This is a genomic window from Saliphagus sp. GCM10025334, from assembly GCF_042663485.1.
Classification (GTDB): domain Archaea; phylum Halobacteriota; class Halobacteria; order Halobacteriales; family Natrialbaceae; genus Natronosalvus.
Window position 1 is genome coordinate 127,847 of sequence record NZ_JBHTAF010000002.1, and the last position, 23,106, is coordinate 150,952.

The following is a 23,106-nucleotide window of genomic DNA, read 5'->3' on the forward strand; positions in this document are numbered from 1 at the left end:
AAAGGCGGTGACGCGAGCTGGAGGCGAGCCCATCGTCACGTCGCGCAGTTACAGTCATTCATCACTCAGTAGTCACAGTAGCGGTATAGTAGTACGCTCGAGTTCGCCCCCCGATTCGGCCCGCGTATCGAGTCGTGAGTCGGCGTTCGATACGCCGCTCGATATTCTACAGAGGTTGATTACCCAACTAGGCTATGAGTCGAACGGGGTACATCCCCAGAATCTGTGATGCCAACGATATCGCCGCACGCCGACTTTCGACGGGGTTCAGACGCGTCCGTTCGCGTCCACACGACTCCGTCGCTACGTCCCCCCAGGAAGCGACGGGCTGTGCCCGTCGAGTCGGCGGAGACAGGCTCGAGGGACCGACAGGGTGCCTCGAGGGACAATGGTGGGTTGACTACTATTGCGATCGGCGGCTCGAGAGGGCACACAGGGTGTACGCATACATGTTCGAAACAATAACAGAAAACGACGAACGCGGTCAGGTGGGTATCGGTACCCTCATCGTGTTCATTGCAATGGTCCTTGTCGCGGCGATCGCGGCAGGTGTACTGATCAACACGGCTGGTTCGTTGCAGAGCCAGGCGTCCGACACGGGTACGGAAACCCAGCAGGCTGTAGCGAACCAGGTTGAGGTCGTCCACGCGTATGGTGACCTTGGTACTAACGATACTGTTGAGAATATTAATCTAGTTGTTAAGAAATCGGCAGGATCGGATGTGATTGATATAACTTCGCTTACTGTTCAGTATACAAGTGAAACGACCTCTGATACGCTTGAGTATGTTGACGGCGGTGGTGCAGATTCGTTCGACACGACTGCATTGGCTGACACTACTGATGCGACTGCGCTGACTGAAACAAGTGATAGGATTGAGATAAATATCGCTCTCAGCGATACGAATGAAGCCAGTGGTGAACTTCAGCCTGGTGCTAGCGCAACAATTGAACTTGTAGACCAGTCTGGTGCGCAATTCAGTTATGGTGTGACTGTCCCAGCAACGTTCAGTAGTGATGCCAATATTGTTGAGGTCTGATAATGTTTGAGCAAATCCACAATTCCGAAGAACGCGGTCAGGTGGGTATCGGTACCCTCATCGTGTTCATTGCAATGGTCCTTGTCGCGGCGATCGCGGCAGGTGTACTGATCAACACGGCTGGTTCGTTGCAGAGCCAGGCGTCCGACACGGGTACAGAAACCCAGCAGGCTGTAGCGAACCAGGTTGAAGTTGTCCAAGCATATGCTGAGGATACCGACGATAATGGTGACTTTGACTCACTAAACTTGGTTGTGAAGAAGTCAGCAGGCTCCGATGTGATTGATTTAACTTCACTTACCGTTCAATATACGGATGAAAGTGACTCAATCACCCTCGGCCATGATTCAGGATCCGCGGCTTCAGTATTCAGTACTACTGCAGCCACCGCCGACAGTCAAGATAATTCATTAACGGCTACAAGTGACCGGATTGAACTAACTATTGATCTGGGGACTCCTGATCAACCATCCGCACTCCAAACAAGTGACAGTGCAACAGTGGAACTCGTTGATCAGTCGGGGGCACAGTTCAGTTACGGTGTAACGATGCCACAAACGGTAAGTGACAGCCAGACGGTTGTCGAAGTCTAATCACACACTGTAACTAATTAAATCTATGACCCCCAATCCGACATACGACAACGCAATCCTCACCCCCGATGACCTCGAGGTCACGCCTGACAACGAGACCGTCACACAGTTGGGTGAGAATCGGTACGTCGTGCGGTCGGAGTCAAATTCGAGTTCCGACCTCGAGTCCCCCTCGTTGCCGTCACCCGACGGCGAACGCGGCCTCGAGACCGAGGCGGCTGGTGAACGCACACGCCAGCGTGCCGATATCGGTCTCGAGGCCGATGGAGGGCTCGAGTTCGGAACCGATTCCAACGGTTCGGATGCAACACGCGAGCCCGACGAGTGGCTCGCGGCCGCGTCCGAACCCCACGGGGTCGAGATCACCTTGAAGACCGACGGCGAAATCGCACACCACCGCGCGACGTCTCACGACGTTCGCGAGGTGTTCGCCGACCTCCTGACCTGGTACGCCGGGCAGCTCGACGACGACATGTCGCCGACCGACGCGTTGCAGGTGCTGCTGGCAACCACGGATCTCGAGGCCTAGACAGGCCGCCGGTTTTCACTCACGCTGTTACCCCCTCGAGCGACGGCTCTCCGCGGGACGGGTCGGACTCTCCCTCGAGTCATCTGGGGCGAACTCGAGCCGTCTGAAACGGACTCGAGTCGGAGCCGCATCCGGGAACCGAACGTCGGTCTCGAGGAGGCGCCGGCGATCACCGCTCGCACTCGACCGGCGAGTCCGTCGTGATCCAGCGCTCGGGCTGGTCGTACTCGCGAATCTCGAACCATCCGTCGTCGGTGAACGACGCTTCGTAGGCGTCCGTATGCTCGGCGGACATACTCGTGTCGAGGAGACCGAGGGTCATGAGTACGAACGTGTTAATCCGGCCCATCCCATTGCAGCCAGTTCTTAATCAGTCCTTAGCGACTGCATACCACGGGAAACGATCGGGATTTCGCTCAAGACGATAGTCGATCGTCCCGAGGGGCGATACCGGTTTGTTCCTGGCACCCCCCTAGGGACGTATGTGTGGCCGTTACACCCTCTTTCTCGAGCAGGGCGACCTCGAGGACCGGTTCGACGCCAGGTTCCCGTCCGACGAAACGTTTGCACCGCGGTACAACGCGGCGCCAGGACAGCGCCTGCCGGTGATCACGAACGACGAACCCGCCACGTTCCAGCGCCTCGAGTGGGGGCTACGTCCAGCCTGGCGCGAGGACGTGCGGGCCTCAGGCGGCTCGAGTAGCTCGAGCAGGTCTAACGGCCTGATCAACGCCAGGGCGGAAACGGTGGCCGAGAAACCGAGTTTTCGCCCGGCGTACGAGATGAAGAGTGACCGAGTCGACCGTTCAGGCGACGCGAATGAACCGTCTGAACGGAATGAATCGGACGCAGGAGATCGGGACCGGACGCCCGTCTCCCGAGGTCGGTGTCTGGTCCCCGCCGACGGCTTCTACGAGTGGGTCGAAACCGGAAACGGGGGCAAGCAACCCTACCGGGTCGCGCTCGCGGACGACCGCCCGTTCGCGATGGCCGGTCTGTGGGAGCGCTGGGAGCCCGACCCGGAGACCACCCAGGCCGGCCTCGAGGCTTTCGGCGGCGGCTCGAGCGAAGGGGATGGCGAGAGCGCCGCCGAACGCGAACCCGGACCCGTCGAGACGTTCACCGTGCTCACGACTCGTCCGAACGACCTGGTCGCCGACCTGCACGACCGCATGGCGGTGATCCTCGAGCCGGATCGCGAACGCGAGTGGCTGACCGCCGACGACCCGCGGGACCTGCTCGAGCCCTACCCCGCCGAGGAGATGCGGGCCTATCCGGTGTCGACGGCGGTCAACAGTCCGGCAGTGGACGAGGCGTCGCTGGTGGAACCGCTCGAGGAGGTTTGAGTTTGGCCGGGACAAAAACTCGAGCCGTCTAGAGCCCCTCGCGACCCCCCTGCGTGAGGAGCACGACCATCGAGAGCCCCGAGACGACGATCAACATGAGCGCGGGGATGGCGGCGTACTGGAAGTAGGCGGCCTCCTGAGCGCGCCAGATCACGGTCACGAGGGTGTCGAACCCGGTCGGGCGCAAGAAGAGGGTCGCGGGCAGTTCCTTCATCGTCGTCAGGAAGACGAGTGCAGCTCCCGCGGTGATCCCCGGCGCGATGAGGGGGAGCGTCACCCGGCGGAACGACTTCAGGGGCGTGTCACCGAGGGTGCGAGCGGCCTCGACGAGGGTCGGATCGACCTGCAGAGTCGTCGATCGAATCGAGCCGACCGCCTGGGGGAGAAACCGGATCACGTAGGCGAAGATCAAGAGCGGGAGCGTCTGGTACAGCACCGGGGCATAGGGCAGGTCGAGCGCCTCGTAGTCCGTTCCGACGGAGACGAGCGCGAGGCCGAGAACGACGCCGGGGACGGCGAAGCCGACGTACGTCGCCCGCTCGAGCACCGAGGCGAGCGTGGCGTCGGACCTGGCCGCCAGATAGGCGACCGGGATCGCAGCCGCGACGGAGAGGAGCGCGGCGGCCCCCGAGACGAGAAGCGAGTTGTACGCGTATTCGAACTCGAAGGCCAGTTCGGGGCGGGCGTAGGGGTCGGCAGTCACGAGCCACAGTCCCAGGATCCACAGCGGAACGAGCAGGGAGACGGCCGTGACGCCGACGGGCAGGAGCGTCGCGGGCCAGCGCCAGCGGCCGAGTTCGACGACGGTTCTCGAACGGCCGCCGCCGTCCCCGTGGACCGTCCGGTTCGAGCGGACCTTCCACTCGAGGGCGAGGACGACGAGGACGATGGCGAGCAACTGGAGGGAGAGGAAGGCCGCGTACTCCCGGTTCCACTGCTGGAACTCGACGTAAATCTGTCGCGTGAAGACGGGCAGTTGCATGATCGCGGGCGTCCCGAAGTCCGAGACGGCGTACAGCGCGGCGAGCAGCGCCCCCGCGACGACGGCGGGTCGGATCTGGGGGAGCGTCACCCGGCGGAAGGCCCCCCAGGTGTCGTGATTGAGCGTCCGGGCGGCGTCTAACAGTCGCGTGTCGAAGGAGAGCAACGCCGCGCGGGTGGTGAGGTAGACGTAGGGGTACGTGTAGAGCGTGATGACGAGAATCGATCCCCAGAGACCGTAGATCTCGGGTAGCCGTTCGATGCCGAGGGGCTCGAGGATCGACTGGAACTCGCCGCGGGGGCCGAAGGCCGAGACGAACGCGAAGGCGCCGATGTAGCTCGGGACGACCAGCGGCAGGGCGACGGCGACGGCCCAGAAGCGCCGAAGGGGGAGATCGGTCTGGACGGTGAGCCACGCCAGCGGGACGCCGACGAGAACCGAGCAGACGGTGACGCCGACCATCAACAGGAGGCTGTTCCCGACGATTTCGACCGTCTTGGGTCGCACGAGCAGGCGCCAGGCGCGACCGCCGTCGATCCGGGTGGCCTCGACCAGGAGCCACGAGAGCGGAAACAGCAGGGTCGCGGCGATCGCCGCAACGAGGGCCGTCAACCCCAGCGGGAGCTCCTCGTCGGCTGCGATTCGGCGGACGAATGACGGTCGTGGCATCTGCAGGTACGCGATTCTCGAGTCCCGGCGTATTTGCCGGTGTCGTTTGCCGGCCACTCCGGTTTCAACGGGTATAAGTTTTAGGTGTGCCTAACTCGCGGTGATGGACCTGACGCGACGGGACGCCGTGGCCGCCCTCGCGGCGCTGGGCGTCGGCGGGGGTGCCGCCGCGACCCTCCGGTATGGCCGCTCGAGGAGGACGAGCGACCCAGCACCCGTCGACGAAGAACGCATTCAAGCGACGCTGGTCGCCGCTGCCGACGTCGTCTACCCCTCGGCAACCGACGGCGTCGAGCCGTTCGTCGAGACCTTCCTCGAGGGACGACTGGCCGACCCCGACCACGCGGCGGCGATGGACGAGACCGTCGCGAAACTCGAGGAGTTGGCCGAGTCGTGGCACGGGTCGCGGTTCGTTGCACTGTCAGTCGCGGACCGGGATCGATTCCTCCGTGAACTCGGGGCGGACGCCGCCTCGGAAGCGCCGGAGGGCACGACCGCCGAGCGAGTTCGGTACTACGTCGTCAACGAGCTCCTGCTCGCGCTGTACGCGTCGCCGACGGGGGGCGAACTGGTCGGCCTCGAGAATCCTCAGGGGCACGCGGGCGGGATCGACACCTATCAGCGGGGGCCAGATTCGTGAGTTCCTTCCAACGGAGGCCAGACTCGTGAGCTGGAGTCGGCCACCCGCAGAGGCGACGAACGAGTCGGTCGGATCCGGCGACCGGACCCCGGTGACGGAAGCAGACGTGTGCGTGATCGGCGCCGGACCCGCCGGCAGTATCGTCGCGACGCGACTCGCGGAGGCGGGTCACGAGGTGGTGATCCTCGAGGCCGGGCCTCGATTCGATCCGGCCGATCGACTGGCCAGACAGGAGCGCGCGATCCGACCCGCCTACGACCGGCCGGACGTCTGGGACGGCGACCCTGAACGCGACGCTCACGCCGCCTCCGGGGAGTGGTTCTATCCCCTGAATCACGCCCGCGTCAAGGGCGTCGGCGGCTCGACGCTCCACTGGCAGGGGATGGTCATGCGCCTCCACGAGGACGACTTCGAGTCGGCGAGCGTCCGCGGGGCTGGCGTCGACTGGCCGATCGACTACGCCGACCTCCGGCCGTACTACGCCGACGCCGAGCGAGAACTCGGGGTCTCGGGTGCCGACAATCCCTTCGGTCCGCCACGAGAGGAACCCCACCCGCTGCCGGCGTTTCCTCCCTCCTACAGCGATAGCCTGTTCGCGCCGGCCTGCGACGCCCTCGAGATCGCGATGCACCCGGTCCCGAACGCCCGGAACTCCGAAGCCTACGACGGTCGCGGCGGCTGCGTCGGCTACGGCACCTGCCAGCCCGTCTGTCCGTCCGGCGCGAAGTACGACGCGACCGTCCACGTCGAACGCGCAGAAGCCGCGGGGGCGACGGTGCTCGACCGGGTTCCGGTCACGCGACTCGAGCACGGTCCCGACGCGGTCGAGGCGGCGGTCTACGCGACCCCGGACGGTGACACGTACCGCCAGGAGGCCGACGCCTTCATCGTCGCCTGCGGGGGCGTCGAGACGCCGCGACTGCTGCTGGTTTCGGAATCCGACCACTACCCCGACGGCCTCGCAAACTCGAGCGGCCTCGTCGGGCGATACTTCATGGATCACCTCTTCGCCGGGATGGGTGGCGTCCTCGAGGAGTCGACCCGCCAGAACCACGTCGGCTTTCTCACCAGCGAGTGCCACCAGTTCTACGACGAGGCCGACGAGGAGGTCGCCCCGTTCAAACTCGAGTTCTTCAACTACGCCGGCCCCTCGCCGGTGGAACTGGCGCTCACCGGCGACGACTGGGGCGACGCCCTCCTCGAGCGCCTCCGGGCGGAGTACGGCACCCACGTCGGCGTCGGCGCGCTCGTCGAGCAACTCCCCCGCGAGGACAGTTACGTCGGGCTCGACCCCGAACGCACGGACGACAACGGCGTTCCGATCCCGGACGTCCACTGGAACGTCGGCGAGCGGGCGCTGCGAACCATCGAGCGGGTCAACGAGATCCAGCGATCGATCCTGGAGGAACTGGGCGCCGAGATCACCTGGCAGGTCGGGCCGGAGAACACCGGACCCGCCTACCACCACATGGGGACGACCCGGATGGGTGACGATCCGTCCGAGAGCGTCGTCGATCCCACGCTGCGGACTCACGACCTCGAGAACTGCTGGCTCGTCTCGAGTTCGGTCTTCCCCACCGGTGGCGCGATGAATCCGACGCTGACCATCGCCGCCCTCGCGTTGCGGGCAGCCGAGGCGATCGAGGACGCTCTCTAGCGCTCGCCACCATCCCACCTCCCCCCCCCCCCTCTGTTTTAGGCAAACCTAAAACCTTAAGTGACACCCGATGAGAGTACCGGTAATGAGCGTGGAGACACCCGCGGACGACGGCGACGAACTCGAGGTCGACGCCACACCCTCGGATCGACCCGGGGAGTCGATCGATGCCGACAATGGTGCAGACTTCGACGACGAATCGACGCGAGAGGCCACCGACGGGAGCGGCACTGACGAGTACACCTTCGACGACGTCGCTGTCGTGATGGGGACGTACAACGAGGAGCAAGCGATCGGGACCGTTCTCGCTGACATCGAGCGCGTGACCGACGACCGCGCCGAGGTCGTCTGCGTCGACGGGTCCTCGGACCGCACGCCAGAAATCGCGCGCGAACACGGCGCGACCGTGATCGAACAGGAACCACAGGGCTACGGCGTTGCCGTCCACGAGGCCATCACGGCGCCCGAACGCCCGGTGATCGTCACCACTGACTGCGACGACACCTACCCGATGGATCAGTTACCGGAATTCCTCGAGTTGATCAACCGAGGTCACGACGTCGTCAGCGGCGACCGCCTCTACCACGGCGCCGAGGCGATGCCGGCGCTCAACCGCCTCGGCAACCACGCCTTCGCGTCCCTCGCCAGCGTCCTGATGGGTACGCGCGTCCACGACACCACCACAGGCATGCGGGCCTACCGCCGCGAGGTCATCCAGGACATTGAGTGGTCCGAGAACACCGGCCTCTCGGCCGAACTCCTGATCCGGCCCCTGATGCGGGGCTACGACGTGGTCGAACACCCCATCACCTACGCCGAGCGCGCAGGTGAGACCAAGCTCGACCCCTTCCAGGGAGGCTACGAGATCGCGCGATCGATCGTCAAGGTTGCCCTCGAGGAGCGCATGCGGGAGTTGCCACACGAGCCGCAGCAGGATCGGTAGGTGGACACCGACTACATCGGAGTACCACACTGTGACACTATTCGTCGTCGCTCTTCAGAAACAGCGTGCTGGTGAGCGCTGCCACTGGAACGGTCGCAGACGAAGGTATTGATACGGGATTACCCGACTACGTCTACACTGCCACCCAGTGTGGTTCGTTCGGAGGAGAGCGTCACGAGGGACCGATCCATCAACTGCGGGCGGGTTTCGGTAATCCGGTCCACCATGAGACGGTCTCGTTCTGTCGTTTTCAGCCAGCGAAACAGTGCAGAGTACCGTATCGCCACCGTTGACCGCATGGGAGCATCCCTGCGAATTGTGATTCAGAACGGTACCGACCATTGAACGCCGAGGAGAGTGGAAACCCGTCCGCTGAATCTATCGTTCGACTTGGATCGTCTGCTGACGTATGTTTGTTCGACTCGAATTCAAGACGTGGTCAATTTCGTTTCTCTCAACTGTTGTCACCGTACAATTCTCACCTGCTGAAAGAACTTCGTCTGGTCGACGAGGCCAGTAGAGGCTATGTTCAGTAGGGAATAGTCACCAAATTCCCAGGCGTTTATAAAGGCGTCCGCAGTCGGGCGTTTAGAGAATTGATAAATAAAGGGACATACTCCAGGGTATCGTATGGAATGGAGTTCCCTCTACAACCGACAATTCCGCACATTATGACGAGACACCCATTGATCGATCATCGAGACCGGTCGGGGCGCCTCGAGGACCGACACCGACATCGGAGGACGACAGGACGCCTTTCTACCAGCGCACACCGCCGTACAGGGACACGGGTCACGCGTTCAAACGGCTGTAGCCAGCAAACACGCAGGGGGCTGAACCGGGATAACCGAAACCAATTGGTCGCACACCAGGAAAACACTGGGGAGCTGGTCGGCGACGGTCACTGGGCGGGCAACGGGGATGGGCACGCCGCATGAGGGAACTTAGCGTCCGCTCCTGGATCGACCGAGCGAAGCGAAACTGGCAGTCGGACAAGAAGCGAGCGGTCATGGAGGCGGCCTACTGTCTGTATCTTGGGCCGTGGTTCACGGCGACATCCCGACGTCCCATCGGGACGAACGTGTACGACCTCGAGTGGGACGCACTCATTATTCTGGATGCGTGCAGGGTGGATGCGCTTCGGTACCTCGCGCCCGAATACGACTTTCTGGACGCGAGGAGCATCGACTCGATACTGTCCGTGGGAAGTGGTTCGCGGGAGTGGCTGGTCAAAACGTTCAACGAGGACCGTCTCGAGGACGTCCAGGAAACCGCGCTCGTCACAGCCAATGGCTTCGACCGGGATATCTTCATGAACGACCGATACCTCCCCGGGATCGCCGTCCCGTTCTGCTGGCCAGGTGCAGAGCCGGTCACGGAACACGATTTCCTCAGATACGATCCGGTGTGGCGCGACTGTCGAGACGAACGGCTGGATACGGTTCCCCCGGAAGCGACGACGAACCGAGCCATCCTGGCCGGACGAGAGGCCGGTGCCGACCGACTCGTCGTTCACTACGCTCAGCCACACACGCCCTATATTGCCGATGCAGCAACCGACGGTGGGAGAGAGCTGACAGACATCGAGCAGAATGCGTGGGGAGCGCTCAAGCAAGGTTCAGTGCCGAACGAAGTGGTGTGGCGAATGTATCTCAACAACCTTCGCCACGCGCTCGATTCGGTCGGCGTGCTCCTCGAAAACCTCGACGCGGAGACGGTCGTACTCTCGGCCGACCACGGCGAGGCATTCGGCGAGTGGGGAATCCAGGGACACCCAACCGGCCTTCCACACCCACACGTGAAACGAGTTCCGTGGGCGACGACGACTGCGACCGACTACGAATCGGTCGCGACTGACGATATTGCGAGTCCAGCGGCGGATCCCACGGAAGACGATGGAACCGTCGAGGAACACCTGGAGGCGCTCGGCTACGGGAAGTTCTAACGCATCATCGGTGCCCGTCACCGTTCCAATGGCAGTGCTCCCACCAGCACTCTGCTTGTGAAGAACGTTCGTCGTTAGTCCGCAGTCACTTCGAGTTCCGTCTCAAGCCGTTCCCACTCGGGCAATTCAGCGTCCTCGAGCAGCGTCCCCTCCCGCCCGCAGTCGGTGACGAGACGGCAACCCCGCGTTTCCGGCGGCCAGACGACCTCGAGCGTGCCGTCTGCGACCCGAACCGTGGTCTCCTGGCGGTAGGTGTAGGTGCCGCCGTCGGGCTGGACGAGCGTGACCGAGAGGACGAATCGGTTAGTGGCAGCGAGTTCGACCCCGTCTTCGGTCGGCCCGCGAGTCGCCTCCGGGGGGACCGACAGGGTAGCGTTACCGGCGTCGTCGCTCGCGGCCGCCACCGTCCAGGCGACGCGGATCTCGTCGGTCGGGTCCTCCAGGTGGTACTCGACGGAGCCGTTCGCCCCCTCGAGGGTGACGACGGCACGGCTGACCCGGTCGGGGACGCCGACTGTCGTCTCGCCGTCCATCGTCGCACCTCGCCGGATCTCGAGGGGCTGGAGAACGGCCTCGATCTCGTCGGGGCTCGCGCCCCACGCGCCGCGGTAGGTGTACCGGTAAGGGTCGCGGTCGGGATAGGCGTCGAGAACGGCGAACTCCCGTCCGGCGTCGCCCTCGAGGACGTAGACGACGTCGCCCTCGAGGTCGGGGTCGTTCCGCAGCGCCTGGAAGGGATGGTTGGTCCACTGGCCGTAGGGTGCGGGCTGGAAGACGAGGGCGTTCTCGAGGTCGCGGTCGTCGAACGGTTCGTAGGCCGCCTCAGCACTCCGGGTGTAGTCGGCGTTGCGATCGATCGGTCCCGAGATGAGCGCGACGGTCGTCGCCGCGAGGACGAGCGTCGCCACCAGGGCGAGGGAAACGAGGACCCTGCGAGGCGAACCCGGGGTGTCGATCCGCTCGAGGAGTTCGGGGACGCGAACTCGAGCGAGACGCCACGCCGTCACGAGCGCGACGGCGGCGAAGACGGCGAACGGAGCGAGCAGGTCGAAGTGATAGAAGGGGCCGAACCGACTGACGAGGCCGTTCGTCGGATCGTCCATCGTCGCCAGAATGTTGAAATTGCCCCAGAAGGCGACGTTGCCCAGGACGACGGTGATGACGACGCCCGCGAGAAGCGCGGCGGGCAGCGGGGATACGGCGACCAGGCGACCTCGCGCTCGCGATCCGGTCCGGTGTCCCTCGAGCCACTGCCGACCCGCCAGCGCGAGTCCCGCGACCGCCGCCAGGGTGCCGACCGGCCCGGCGACGACCCAGCGGGTGGCGAAGTACCACAGCACGTAGCCGTTGGCCTCGAGCGCCAGCGCGGGCGTGTACTCGATGCCGTGGCCCACGATCTCGCGATAGCCGAACCCGGGGCCGTCCAGCGGCGCGAACGCCTGGAAGGGAAACTCGAGGGGCGACCCGGTCAGTCGTGCGTTGTACGCGAGCGCGAGAGCGACGAACGCGAGACCGATCGCCCCCGTGAGCAGGTTCCGGCGGACGGGATCGGCCCGCGGGCGGCCTCGTCGGAGAGCGGTCACCGTCTGCCAGCCGGCGTGGACGATGAACGGCAGGGCGAACAAGACGGCAGTGTACGGCCGGGCGAAGAACGCGATGCCCACGGCGATTCCAGCGATAGCGGCCATTCGGGAGTCCCCGAAGCGGACGCCGCGCAGGTAGCAGACGGCGAAGAGGAGGTTCCACAGCGTCGTCGGGGCGTAGGGAAGGAAGACGGACGAGGACAGGAGCGCCATCGGCGAGGCCGCGAAGAGGACGGACGACACGAGGCCAACTCGGCGGTCGGCGACCATCGAGCCGAGGACGTAAGTCAGGTAGGCGTTGAGCGCCGCCACGACCGCCAGCGTGACCCGAGGCTCGTCGAACAGGGCCATCGAAACGGCGTACATGCCGGCGGGGACGGGCGCGTACTTCGAGTACAGCCGACCGTCCTCGAGGACGAAGAACCACGGTCTGACGGCCTCGGCGAGGTCTCCCGCGTGAATCTGAAGGTGGCCCTCGAGCAACATCGCGGCCTGCAACAGGTAGACGGCCTCGTCGTCGTTGCTCGAGTGGTACGGAAACAGCTCGCTCGCGAGGGTGAAGACGACGAGGCCGGCGAGGACGCTCACGAGGAGCGCGTAGCGGCGCTCGCGCGGGCGGGTGGCGGCCCGGAGAACGGAACGAACGGAGCGACGCGAGGGGACGTGGCTTCGGAGTCGGTGCTGGCGGGGGTCGCCCATGCCTCAGGTGTTGATGCCGACCTCCCGCATGAGGTCGATCGTCGGCTCGAGGTCTGAGAGCTTCGAGAGGTCGAGGTTCGGGACGTCGAGTTCGTCGATAGGCGGCAGGTCGCCGACCGGGTCGACGTCCGAGATCAGCGGGTACTCGTAGGTCTCCGTGGCGAAGTACTCCTGGGCTTGCGCCGAGAGCAGGTGACGCACGAAGTTCTGAGCGAGGTCAGCGTCGTCGGTCGCGTCCGTGACGGCCGCGCCAGCGACGTCGAAGACGGCGCCCGCGTCGCCTTCGGTAAACGACGTGGCGATGGGAGCGTCCGGCGACCCGTCGAGCACCCGCTGGACGTAGTAGTGATTCGTGAACCCGGCGTCGATTTCGCCGTTGGCGACGGCCTGACAGACCGCGAACTCGTCTGCGTACTCTGCGATTCCCGCGTCGACGACGCCCTCGAGCCACTCGCGGGTCGTCTCCTCACCCTCGAGCAGGCGCATGGCGGTCACGAAGCCCTGGCAGGAACCGTAAGAGGGGGCCCAGCCCAGGTCGCCGTCGAAGTCGGTCGCGTACGCCTGGATGCTGTCGAACGTGTCCTCGGCCGAGAGGGAGTTGGTGTTGTAGGGGACGATTCGAGCGCGCCCCGAGGTGCCGACCCACTGATCGGTCCGGAACTCCTCGCCGACCATCGAGGTGACGTCGTCTGAGAGCGCCTGCGTTCGGCCCTCGTCGGCGAGCGCACCGAGAGCCGCCGCGTCGACGGTGTAGAACACGTCCGCGGGGGTTCCAGAGCCCTCTTCGGCGATCTGATTGACCAGTTCCGAGGAGTTGTCGTAGCGAACGTCGACCGAGAAGTCCTCGTAGTAATCCTCGAGGTCGCCGAGCAGCGTCCCGACGAGGAACTTGCCGCGCCCGGAGTAGACGGTGAGTTCGCCCTCGAGGTCCGGAAGGTCCTCGACGCGAGTCCCGCCCGGTTCGGGGCGTCCGGCCCGCCCGGAGCCGATCTGGCCAAACGTGTTTGGTGCGTCGTCGTCGCTTCCGATCAGGCCGAGACAGCCGGCGACGCTCGCGGTACCGAGCGCGGCCGAGCCAGCCAGAAAGGTGCGCCGAGAAGGTGAATTTGATCGTCGAGTCATGTTTTTAGGTTTGCCTAAATATATTTATAAGCGTCGATGTTTGTCGGGCGTCAGTGGCGGACGGCTTCGACACGGGTCGTCGCAGTCGATCCCTCGAGACGTTCGAGACACTCGAGCCACTCGAGCATGTACTCGCCCACGTGAGTGAAGAACGCGCCGTTGGTGTACTCGTCCCAGTTGCCCTCGGCGAGCGCCCGGCCCATCGCCTCGAACACGCCCGCGTAACTCTCGCGGTCGCCGCCGACGTCGTCGACGACTTCCCAGAGGTGTTCGTTGAGCTCGAGGCCCGGCACTTCGTTGTTCAGATCGTCGAACGTGCTTCGCGGCGCCTTGTTGTGTTCACACAGCGGGTCCCCATTGTAGATCTGCTTCCCGAGGACGTCGCAGGCACGCTTGAGGAAGACGCCGCTCCAGATGTCGTCGAAGCGGCCGACGTTCCACTCGTTGTCGTCCATCGGCAACTGGTAGAACGCGGGGACGACTTCTCGGCGGAACGCGAGGTTCATCGAACAGACCGTCAGGTACTGTCCAGGTTCGGCGACGAAGTCCCCCGCAAAATCCTCGCGCGTCGTTCGCGTCTGCGCCTGCCCCTCGAGGTCGCCGTCCATCAAAATCCGGACGGCGTCGAGGTCGGGGACGTTGGTCCACAGCCCCTGAGAGGCAACCACGTCGCCGGACTCGAGGGTCGTCGTCCCGGTCTCGACGGTCTCGTCCATCGCGGCGTAGGGGTAGCCCCGCGGGTAGAGGCCGTGCTCCTCGGCGTTCTGGTAGAGGACGTTCACCCACTGTTCGTCCGATCGAACGGACTCGACCTCGCCCTCGAACGCGAGGTTCTCGAGGTGGGTCCCGAAGAAGTCCACGTCCGCGTGCGGGAGCGTGTCGTCGTCGATGAAGACGCCGTACTCGAAGCGGTCGTCAGCCCAGAGATAGAGCAGTCCGAAACTCGTTTCGGCGTGACTCGCCGTCGGCACGAGGTGGCCGTACTCGGCGATTCCGTGCGCTTCGTACCACTCCTCTCGACGGGTGCCGTCGAAGACCTCCCCGGAGACGCCCTCCTCCTCGAGCATCGCCGCCATGGCGTCGGTGTCACAGAAGTCCTCAGTGACCAGCACGACGTGCAGGCGCTCGAGGCCGAAGCCGTGGTCGCGGGCGTTCTGGAGGTAGGAGCGCACGCACTCGTACTCGCGGATGGTCGGCACGACGACGCAGATATCGGGGACCCGGTCTCGATCCGTACGCTGACTCATTGACTCGTAATTTTTTAGGCTAGCCTAAAACAGTACCGATTCACTCCGAGCGTTCGTCGGTGAGCACCGAAACCGACAGCCCGAGCGCTCCGGCGCTCAGGCAGCCGCCGACGAGGGTGACGCCGTTTTTCAGCGCGTGATCGACGATTGCCGCAGCCAGCGCCGTGCTGGCACCGATGGGGGTGATCGACACGATGAGAGCCGTGAACGCGGCCTCGTACAGTCCGACCCCACCCTGTGAGAGCGGTAACACCTTCGCCAGGTTGCCGACGCTCACCGCGAGCGTCCCGACGGCCAGCAGGGGGATGACCTCGAGCCCGGTTCCGAACGCCGCGAGCACAAGTACGGCGGTCACCACGTCGAGCGACCAGATCGCCAGGCTCGTCGTCGCGACGGCCGTGAGGGAGCGAGGCCGTCGGGTGATCGCCTGGAGGTGGCCGACGAACTGGAATCCGCCCTCGAGTGTGGTCTCGAGTCGATCGCTTCGGACGTGCGAGCGAATGCGTGCGGCGAGACCGGCGGGGGAGCCGTAGCGAGCGGAGGCGACCAGCACGAACCCGACGCCCACGGTGGCGGTGCTGACGACGGACGCGGCCAGCACGGCACGTCGAGCGCCGTCGGTGGCGAACACCTCGAGCGGAGTCGCGGTCCCGCTGAGCGCGAGCCAGCCGGCCGCCCCGATCGCGAGGGCGGTGATCGTCGCCAGATCGAAGAGGCGTTCGACGACCAGCGACGCGCCGCCGGTCGGGTAGGGAACGCCCCACCGGCTCTTGATAATGTACGCACGCGCGCCGTCGCCGGCCCGCGCGGGGAGCGCGAGGTTCGCCAGCTGACTCACGAAGATCGCGGCGGTCAGCGGTACGGTTCCGACGCGGTAGTACATCGTCCCCAGCACGTCGCCGTAGCGCCGCCCGCGAAGCGGCCACGAGAGGAGGTAGACCACGACGGCCCCTGCCAGCAGCCGACGATCGGCGTGAGTGACCTCCGCGAGTATCGTCTCGAGTTCGACCGATCGAAACGCGACGAACAGGCCGAGAACGATGCCGATCGCGGCGACGAACGGCCCGTATCGTCGGAGGCCGGCCTCGAGCGAGCGCCCCCGTCTCTCGTCGGCCGACGCTGTCCGGCGAGGGCGTGTCGTCGAATCGTCCTCGAGTTGGTCCCGTCCGCCGTCCATACGACCTCGTGCAGGACCCAGATATTTAAGCCCACCTAAAACTCGTCGAAACGCGACCAAGATTCGTTCTCGCGGGCGTTTAGTAACAGAGATCGACTCGAATTCGGCCAGCAGCAGAGAGGTACTCGAGTTCGACCAGCAGCAGCGGTTACTCGAGTTCGGCCAGGAGCTCTCGCGTGGCCGCGCGGACGGCCTCGTCGCTCGAGCGCCTGGGTTCGAAGCCCAGTGCGGACAACTTCTCGATCGAGAGGCGCATTTTCGGCACGTCGCCGGTCCAGCCCCGGTCGCCGCCGGTGTACTCGAACGTTGGGTCGAGACCGAGTTCGTCGGCGACGATGGCCGCGATGCGGTCGACAGAGGTGGTCGTCTGCGTGCCGAGGTTGTAGGTGTGTATCGCTCCCTCCTCGTCGCCCTCGCTCGAGGTGTCCCCGTCCCCGTCCACTGCGCCAGCGTGGGCGACGACGTGCTCGATCGCAGCCAGACAGTCCTCGACGTGCAGGTAGGACTTCTCCTGGCGACCGTCGCCGAGGATGGTGAGTGTCTCGGGGTCGTCCCGAAGCTTCTCGATGAAGTCGGGGATCACGGCCCCCCGGAGTCGCGGGCCGACGACGTTCGCGAAGCGGACGTTCCAGACGGTGAGCCCGTGGCTGTGGGCGCGCGCCGAGAGGAGTCCCTCGTCGGCGAGTTTGCTCGCCCCGTAGGCACTGATCGGCTCGAGCGGCGCGTAGTCCTCGGGGGTCGGCCGGGGTGCTTCGCCGTAGACCGTCGACGAGGAGGTGTAGACGAGTTCGGTAACGTCGGCGTCGGCCATCGCCTCGAGGACCGTCCGGGTCATCCGCGTGTTGTCGTCGAACTGGCCGTGCGGGCGGTCGGTATCGACGTGTTTCGAGGCCGCGAGGTGGTAGACGCGGTCGACGTCGTCGAGCAGGCCCTCGAGTGAGTCGGGGTCGGTCAGGTCGACCTCGACGAACTCGGCCTCGGACGGGACGCGGTCGCGGTCGCCGTTCGAGCAGTCGTCGACGACCGTCACCGCCTCGCCGGCCTCGAGCAAGTACTCGGTCAGGTGAGAACCGATGAAGCCGGCCCCGCCTGTCACGAGCGAGTGGCGCATAGCGCGGTCCATAAGCGCCGTTGGCGGGAACGACAGTAATCGCTGCCGATTTCAGGTACGGGATCGCCGATTCCACGCCCGACGATCGTCCGGTGAACTTATATAAAAGACGGAGGGCCGGGGCCTCCATTCGCCGTGATCGTCTGCGTCAGAGAGTAGCAAGGGCTGCGGACCCGGGTCGTTCCGTCCGGTGGTTTTGGTGATCTCGAGCGGGCGTTGGAGACGTAGCGCGAGTGCACGATAAACGGTATTTTTATATAGAAGGACAAACAATGATTCGAGCGACTATGAGTCAGCGAATGCAACAGGGACAGCCGATGATCGTGATGAGCGAGGACTCCCAGCGCGTCAAAGACCGCGACGCGCAGGATTACAACATCCAGGCCGCTCGAGCGGTTGCGGAGGCCGTACGCTCCACACTCGGCCCGAAAGGGATGGACAAGATGCTCGTCGACTCGATGGGCTCCGTAACGATTACCAACGACGGCGTCACCATCCTGCAGGAGATGGACATCGACAACCCGACGGCCGAGATGATCGTCGAGGTCGCCGAGACCCAGGAGGACGAGGCGGGTGACGGCACCACGACCGCCGTCGCGATCGCTGGCGAACTCCTCAAGAACGCCGAGGACCTCCTCGAGCAGGAGATCCACCCGACGGCCATCATCAAGGGCTTCCACATGGCCGCCGAGCAGGCTCGCGAGGAGATCGACGACATCGCGACCGAGATCGACACCTCCGACGAGGACCTGCTCAAGAAGACCGCCGAAACCTCGATGACCGGCAAGGGCGCCGAGGTCAACAAGGAACACCTCGCCCAGCTCATCGTCGACGCCGTCTCCGGCGTCACCGTCGAGACCGACGAGGGCGACAGCGTTGTCGACCTCGAGTTCCTCAACATCGAGACCCAGACCGGTCGCGCCGTCGACCAGTCCGAACTCCTCCAGGGGGCCATCGTCAGCAAGGATCCCGTCCACGACAACATGCCCACCGAGGCGACGGACGCGAACATCCTCCTGCTGAACGACCCCATCGAGGTCGAGGAGACCGACGTCGACACCGAAGTCTCCGTCACCGACCCCGATCAGCTCCAGAAGTTCCTCGACCGCGAGGAGAAACAGCTCAAGGACAAGGTCCAGCACATCGTCGACCTCGGCGCGGACGTCGTCTTCTGTCAGAAGGGCATCGACGACCTCGCCCAGCACTACCTCGCGAAGGAGGGCATCCTGGCCGTCCGCCGCGCGAAGAAGAGCGACCTCGAGTTCCTGACGGAGGTCGTCGGGGCCTCGATCGTCTCCGACCTCGAGAGCGCGACCGAGGACGACCTCGGCTTCGGTGACGTCACCCGCGACGACGAGGACGACCTGTTCTACGTCGAGGGCGACGACGCCCACGGCGTCACCCTCTTGCTTCGTGGCTCCACCGAGCACGTCGTCGACGAACTTGAACGCGGCGTCAACGACGCCCTCGACGTGGTCGCCCAGACCGTCTCCGACGGCCGCGTTCTCGCGGGCGGTGGCGCCATCGAGGTCGAACTCGCCTCGCGACTGCGTGACTACGCCGACTCCGTCTCCGGCCGCGAGCAGCTGGCCGTCGAGGCGTTCGCGGACTCGCTCGAACTCGTCCCCCGCGTGCTCGCCGAGAACGCCGGCCTGGACAGCATCGACACGCTGGTCGACCTCCGCGCGGCCCACGAGGACGGCGAAATCCGCGCCGGCCTGAACGTGTTCTCGGGCGACGTCGAGGACACCTTCGAGGCGGGCGTCGTCGAGCCGGCCCACGCCAAGGAGCAGGCCGTCTCCTCGGCCACCGAGGCGGCAAACCTCGTGCTCAAGATCGACGACATCATCTCCGCCGGCGACCTGTCGACGGACAAGGGCGACGACGAGGAAGGCGCCCCTGGTGCCGGCGGCATGGGCGGCATGGGCGGCATGATGTAGAACTCGCCCGGCGACACCTACTGCTCGATCGAACCGCTCGCGACCGATCACGATTTTTTCGCCTCGACGCATCGCCAGCGATTGGATCGTCGACCGTAACGGCGGTCGAAAGGGAGTGTTCTTTCCGAAACGTACTCGAGACGAACACTCGCCGAAATCCACCGGGTAACCGCTCCGATTTTATGGCGCTGGACGTCGTAGCCCGACCCGATGGACGTCCGGGAGTTTCCCGTCCTGAGCGACGGGGATCGAGCGCTGGTCGATCGGCTCTCAGCGGGCCTCGGCGAGAACGCCGGTCGCGTCCTGGCGTACCTGCTGCGTCGGGACGAGGACCCCGCCCTAGAGAACGCTGCGACGTCGACCGCGATCCGAATCGGGACCGGACTGAGCGAGTCGGCGGCCAGGGAGGGGCTAGACGAACTCGAGTCGGTGAAGGTCGTCGATCGGACGACCGTTCGAACGGCGTCAGCCGGGCGGCCGCCGAACGCCTGGTATGCGAGAGACCGGCCGGAGCCGACGATCCGCCGAGCGTTCGACCGACACGCGGACCGGCTGCTCGAGCAAGGGGAACGCTTCGACGAGCACGATGCGGGAGCAGATCGCGAAAGGCGCGACGAAAGCGAAACGGAGGCGCACGACGAGTTCGTCGTCGGACTCAACTGGCGGGCGAACGCGCTTCACCTCCCCCTATTCGCCGCGCGAACCAACGACGCCGGAGGCCTCGCGATTTCGTTCGAAGAGTACGACGGCTCGAGCGCCGCGGCCCGTGCCGTCGCGGCCGGCGACGTCGACGTCGGCGTCGCCGGCGCCGCGACCGTTCTGCGCGAGCGCGCTCTCGGCCGACCCATCGTCCCCGTGGCCGTCCTCTTTCCGCGCTCGACGGCCGTCATCTACGCGACGCGGGAAGCGTTCGGCGGCCCATTCGATCGGATCGACCGACTACGCGGCCGGCGCCTCGGAACGTCGGCATCCTCGGAGACGGAACTGCTCGGCCGACTCATGCTCGAACAGGCGGGCGTTCGCGAGACAGTCGAAATCGTGTCACTCGAGGGCGAAGAGCGGGAGGCGCTGGAAACGGGGACGGTCGACGCCGTCACGGGAATGTACCCCGACCCGCGGCGTCTCGAGCGGAACGGGCAGACGACCGACGCCGTCACGATCGCGGACCAGTTCCCCGTGTACGGTCCGACGCTGATCGCGACCCGCGACGGACTCGCTGCCGACCGGGAGCGCCTGGCGACGTTCCTCGCCGCGGCGACTGACGGGTGGGCGACCGCGAGGGCCGACCCGTCGGTAGCAGCGGCCGACGCCGCGGAGCGGTCGGCGGAACCGGCCGACCGGATCGAGCGGACGTTCGACCGAGCGGCGGTCCGTTTCGGCGCGACCGAGACGGTGCGAAAGCGAGGGTGGGGGTGGCACTCGCCGGCGGCGTGGCGCGACCTTCGAACCGCGCTTTCCCAGGGCGGGGTGTTCGACCGTGATTGAGGTCGCCGACGTCGCCGTCGCCTACGAGAGCGTGACCGCAATTCGGGACGTCAACCTCGAGGTCGACGCCGGGGAGTTCGTGACCGTCGTCGGGCCTTCCGGGTGCGGGAAGACGACGCTGCTGCGGACGATCGGCGGACTCGAAGAGCCGACCCGCGGGCGGGTGTCGATCGCCGGACGCGACCCGGCGTCCGCCCAGCGCGAGGCGAACGTCGGATTCGTCTTCCAGCAACACACCCTGTTTCCCTGGAAAACGTCGCTCCAGAACGTGACCTTCCTCCGGACGATGGCGGGCCGAAAGCCGGCGACCGACGAGGCGCGGTCGCTGCTCGAGACCGTCGGTCTCGAGGGATTCGAAGGGGCGCGCCCGGCGGCACTCTCGGGCGGGATGAAACAGCGGGTCGCGATCGCCCGGGCGTTACACCTCGGCGCTGACGTCCTCCTGCTGGACGAACCGTTCGGCGAACTCGACGAGATCACCCGGGACGAACTCGGCGTCGAGATTCGAGAGCTCTGGCGCCGGGAGCGCAAAACCGTCGTCTTCGTCACCCACAGCGTTCCAGAAGCGGTCTTCCTGGGCGATCGCTGCGTCGTGATGCGGGACGAACCCGGTCAAATCGAAGCGATCGTCGACGTCGACTTGCCAAGCCCCCGCGACGAGGCGGTTCTCAGCTCGCGGGCGTTCCAGGAACGGGTCGCAACCGTACGGCGGATGCTACACGGGGTCGACGACGATGGCGATGAGTGAGCGCGTGCGAACCACGGCAGCGGACGTCCTCTATCCCGTCGGCGCGCTCGCCGTCGGCACCGCGCTCTGGTGGACGACCGTGGCGGTGCTCGAGGTGCCGCAGTTCCTGTTACCGCCACCGGACGCCGTCGCGGCGCGGCTCGTCGCGAATCCGCACCTCTACCTCCGCAACGCGTGGCTCACGCTCGAGAAGGTCGCCTACGGCGGCGGTCTCGGTGTGCTCGCCGGGTTCGTTCTCGCGATTTTGATCGACTCGCTTCCCTGGTTCCGGCGGTCGGTCTACCCCTACCTCGTGACGGTGCGCGTGGTCCCGAAGATCGCGATCGCCCCGCTGCTGTTGATCTATCTGGGCACGGGGATGGGGACCGCGGTCGTGTTCGTTGCGCTCATCGCGTTCTTCCCGCTCGTCCTCAACACGGTCGCCGGACTCGGCCGGACGCCGGAGGAACAGTTAGACCTGTTGCGGTCCGTGAACGCTCATCCGGTCGAGACGTTCGTTCGGGTTCGGCTCCCGTACGCCCTCCCGGACGTCTTCGCCGGGCTCAAGCAGTCCACGACGCTCGCGGTCGTGGGGGCGGTGATCGCCGAGTGGCTCGTCGCCGACGGCGGGCTCGGCTTCTTGATCCTGCTGGCTGCCGAGAACGTGCGGACCGATACGATGCTCGCGGCGCTACTCGTCCTGCTCGTCGAGGGAGTCGTCCTCTACGGCGGCGTGGTCGCGCTCCAGCGCGGTGTCGATCGGTACGCCGCCGCCTGACGCGACCGCCCGATCACGTCGTCCAGATGCGCCGTTCGAGCAACGCCGGCAGGAGGTAGAATCCGACGCCGACCAGCGAGAGCATCGCGAGCGCGGCGTAGGACGTCGCGGTCTCGAGCCGCGTCGCGCTGTAGAACACTCGATAGCCGATTCCCGATCGAAGGGTGACGAACTCCGCGACCACCGCTCCCACGACTGCGAGCGTCGCGGCGATCTTGAAGCCCGCGAAGACGCTGGGAGCGGCCGCCGGAACTCGAACCCGCAGGAACGTCTCGAGCGACGACGCGCCGACGGACGCCGCGAGATCGAGGAACGCCGATGGCGTCGAGCGCAGTCCGTCGAGCGTCGCTATGGTCATCGGAAACAGCGTCAGCGTCGCGACGAGCAGCGCCCTCGCGGGGATTCCCCGCCCGAACCAGAGGAACAGCAGTGGCGCAACGGCGATCAGCGGCGCGATGCGTAGCGCGACGACGTACGGGAGGATCGTCCTGGTGGCCGATCTCGAACGAGTCATCGCGAACGCGAGCACCAGTCCGACGGCGGCGCCCCCTCCCAGGCCGAGCGCGGCCGTCGCAGCGGTGACGGCGGCGTCGGCAAGGAGCGTCGGATACCCTTCGACGAGCGCCGCGCCGACGTCAATCGGCGTGGGCAGGATGACGGTCGGCACGTCGTAAACGACCGCAACTCCCTGCCAGAGCGCGAGCACGCACGCGAGCGTCGCGAGCGGCGGTCCGACACGAACGAGGCCGGGACGGACCCGGTCGACGACGATCGATCGGCGTTCCGGCGTCGAAATCACCGCCTCTCGCCGGGCACGCCGTTCGCGGTTCCCATCGGTCATGATTCGAAGGGCGTTCCGTGCCGCGTCGACCCGGCCAGCGGCGTCGTTGCCA

20 protein-coding genes are annotated in these 23,106 nt (G+C 65.6%); 12 read left to right on the plus strand and 8 right to left on the minus strand.

The features are described 5' to 3' along the window. The first annotated feature begins 449 nt into the window (after nt 1-449). From ACFQO4_RS08960 to ACFQO4_RS08970, 3 genes are read left to right on the plus strand one after another with little or no spacing between them, the layout of a single operon-like run. Entirely contained in the window at nt 450-1,040 is a 591-nt protein-coding gene (locus ACFQO4_RS08960) for a flagellin (RefSeq protein WP_500260592.1), read from the plus strand. Between the two features lie 2 nt (nt 1,041-1,042). Further along, nucleotides 1,043-1,633 (plus strand): flagellin, encoded by a 591-nt coding sequence (locus ACFQO4_RS08965; RefSeq protein ID WP_500260593.1) that lies wholly within the window; start codon nt 1,043-1,045, stop codon nt 1,631-1,633. A 25-nt stretch (nt 1,634-1,658) separates the two neighbouring features. After that, nucleotides 1,659-2,162: a DUF7500 family protein gene (locus tag ACFQO4_RS08970; protein WP_500260594.1), complete on the plus strand. Its 504-nt coding sequence runs from the start codon at nt 1,659-1,661 to the stop codon at nt 2,160-2,162. Nucleotides 2,163-2,331: 169 nt separating this feature from the next. Here the strand turns inward: ACFQO4_RS08970 and ACFQO4_RS08975 are convergent, their stop codons facing one another. Then, nucleotides 2,332-2,457, minus strand: a complete 126-nt coding sequence (locus tag ACFQO4_RS08975; protein ID WP_256498842.1) for a hypothetical protein — start codon at nt 2,455-2,457, stop codon at nt 2,332-2,334. A gap of 187 nt (nt 2,458-2,644) precedes the next feature. On the opposite strand from ACFQO4_RS08975, the gene ACFQO4_RS08980 reads away from it, so the two are divergent. Beyond that, a complete protein-coding gene (locus ACFQO4_RS08980; protein ID WP_500260595.1) occupies nt 2,645-3,508 on the plus strand; it encodes an SOS response-associated peptidase in 864 nt (287 codons plus the stop codon). Between the two features lie 28 nt (nt 3,509-3,536). Here the strand turns inward: ACFQO4_RS08980 and ACFQO4_RS08985 are convergent, their stop codons facing one another. Next, nucleotides 3,537-5,159 carry an ABC transporter permease gene (locus ACFQO4_RS08985; protein WP_500260596.1) on the minus strand — a complete coding sequence of 541 codons (1,623 nt, stop codon included), beginning with the start codon at nt 5,157-5,159 and terminating at the stop codon, nt 3,537-3,539. 103 nt (nt 5,160-5,262) lie between these two features. Here ACFQO4_RS08985 and ACFQO4_RS08990 point away from each other — a divergent pair, with 103 nt between their 5' ends. The 4 genes from ACFQO4_RS08990 to ACFQO4_RS09005 all read left to right on the plus strand — a co-directional run bounded on the left by ACFQO4_RS08990 (nt 5,263) and on the right by ACFQO4_RS09005 (nt 10,344). Beyond that, entirely contained in the window at nt 5,263-5,799 is a 537-nt protein-coding gene (locus tag ACFQO4_RS08990; protein ID WP_500260597.1) for a gluconate 2-dehydrogenase subunit 3 family protein, read from the plus strand. 25 nt (nt 5,800-5,824) lie between these two features. Next, on the plus strand, nt 5,825-7,456 hold the full coding sequence (locus tag ACFQO4_RS08995; protein ID WP_500260598.1) for a GMC family oxidoreductase: 1,632 nt from the start codon (nt 5,825-5,827) through the stop codon (nt 7,454-7,456). Between the two features lie 85 nt (nt 7,457-7,541). Continuing rightward, complete coding sequence (locus ACFQO4_RS09000) at nt 7,542-8,399, plus strand: dolichyl-phosphate hexose transferase (protein WP_500260599.1); 858 nt, start codon at nt 7,542-7,544, stop codon at nt 8,397-8,399. Nucleotides 8,400-9,333: 934 nt separating this feature from the next. Next, nucleotides 9,334-10,344: an alkaline phosphatase family protein gene (locus tag ACFQO4_RS09005; RefSeq protein ID WP_500260600.1), complete on the plus strand. Its 1,011-nt coding sequence runs from the start codon at nt 9,334-9,336 to the stop codon at nt 10,342-10,344. 74 nt (nt 10,345-10,418) lie between these two features. Here ACFQO4_RS09005 and ACFQO4_RS09010 read toward each other — a convergent pair whose 3' ends face one another. The 5 genes from ACFQO4_RS09010 to ACFQO4_RS09030 all read right to left on the minus strand — a co-directional run bounded on the left by ACFQO4_RS09010 (nt 10,419) and on the right by ACFQO4_RS09030 (nt 17,295). Then, entirely contained in the window at nt 10,419-12,626 is a 2,208-nt protein-coding gene (locus ACFQO4_RS09010) for an ArnT family glycosyltransferase (protein ID WP_500260601.1), read from the minus strand. Between the two features lie 3 nt (nt 12,627-12,629). Further along, on the minus strand, nt 12,630-13,748 hold the full coding sequence (locus ACFQO4_RS09015; RefSeq protein WP_500260602.1) for an extracellular solute-binding protein: 1,119 nt from the start codon (nt 13,746-13,748) through the stop codon (nt 12,630-12,632). A gap of 50 nt (nt 13,749-13,798) precedes the next feature. Further along, entirely contained in the window at nt 13,799-14,995 is a 1,197-nt protein-coding gene (locus ACFQO4_RS09020) for an alpha-1 4-glucan-protein synthase (protein ID WP_500260603.1), read from the minus strand. 40 nt (nt 14,996-15,035) lie between these two features. Next, on the minus strand, nt 15,036-16,172 hold the full coding sequence (locus ACFQO4_RS09025; protein WP_500260604.1) for a lysylphosphatidylglycerol synthase transmembrane domain-containing protein: 1,137 nt from the start codon (nt 16,170-16,172) through the stop codon (nt 15,036-15,038). Nucleotides 16,173-16,320: 148 nt separating this feature from the next. Beyond that, on the minus strand, nt 16,321-17,295 hold the full coding sequence (locus ACFQO4_RS09030) for an NAD-dependent epimerase/dehydratase family protein (RefSeq protein WP_500260605.1): 975 nt from the start codon (nt 17,293-17,295) through the stop codon (nt 16,321-16,323). 275 nt (nt 17,296-17,570) lie between these two features. Between ACFQO4_RS09030 and thsB the strand changes: the two genes are divergently transcribed. The 4 genes from thsB (at nt 17,571) to ACFQO4_RS09050 (ending at nt 22,213) form a co-directional block, all read left to right on the plus strand. Then, complete coding sequence (gene thsB, locus ACFQO4_RS09035; RefSeq protein ID WP_500260606.1) at nt 17,571-19,223, plus strand: thermosome subunit beta; 1,653 nt, start codon at nt 17,571-17,573, stop codon at nt 19,221-19,223. A 210-nt stretch (nt 19,224-19,433) separates the two neighbouring features. After that, nucleotides 19,434-20,708 (plus strand): ABC transporter substrate-binding protein, encoded by a 1,275-nt coding sequence (locus tag ACFQO4_RS09040; protein ID WP_500260607.1) that lies wholly within the window; start codon nt 19,434-19,436, stop codon nt 20,706-20,708. Beyond that, on the plus strand, nt 20,701-21,456 hold the full coding sequence (locus ACFQO4_RS09045) for an ABC transporter ATP-binding protein (RefSeq protein WP_500260608.1): 756 nt from the start codon (nt 20,701-20,703) through the stop codon (nt 21,454-21,456). Before ACFQO4_RS09040 ends, ACFQO4_RS09045 begins: the two co-directional genes overlap by 8 nt. Beyond that, complete coding sequence (locus ACFQO4_RS09050; RefSeq protein ID WP_500260609.1) at nt 21,449-22,213, plus strand: ABC transporter permease; 765 nt, start codon at nt 21,449-21,451, stop codon at nt 22,211-22,213. The genes ACFQO4_RS09045 and ACFQO4_RS09050 overlap by 8 nt, the downstream gene beginning before the upstream one ends. A 13-nt stretch (nt 22,214-22,226) precedes the next feature. On the opposite strand, the gene ACFQO4_RS09055 is transcribed toward ACFQO4_RS09050, so the two are convergent. Continuing rightward, a complete protein-coding gene (locus ACFQO4_RS09055) occupies nt 22,227-23,054 on the minus strand; it encodes an ABC transporter permease (RefSeq protein ID WP_500261168.1) in 828 nt (275 codons plus the stop codon). Nucleotides 23,055-23,106 lie beyond the last annotated feature (52 nt).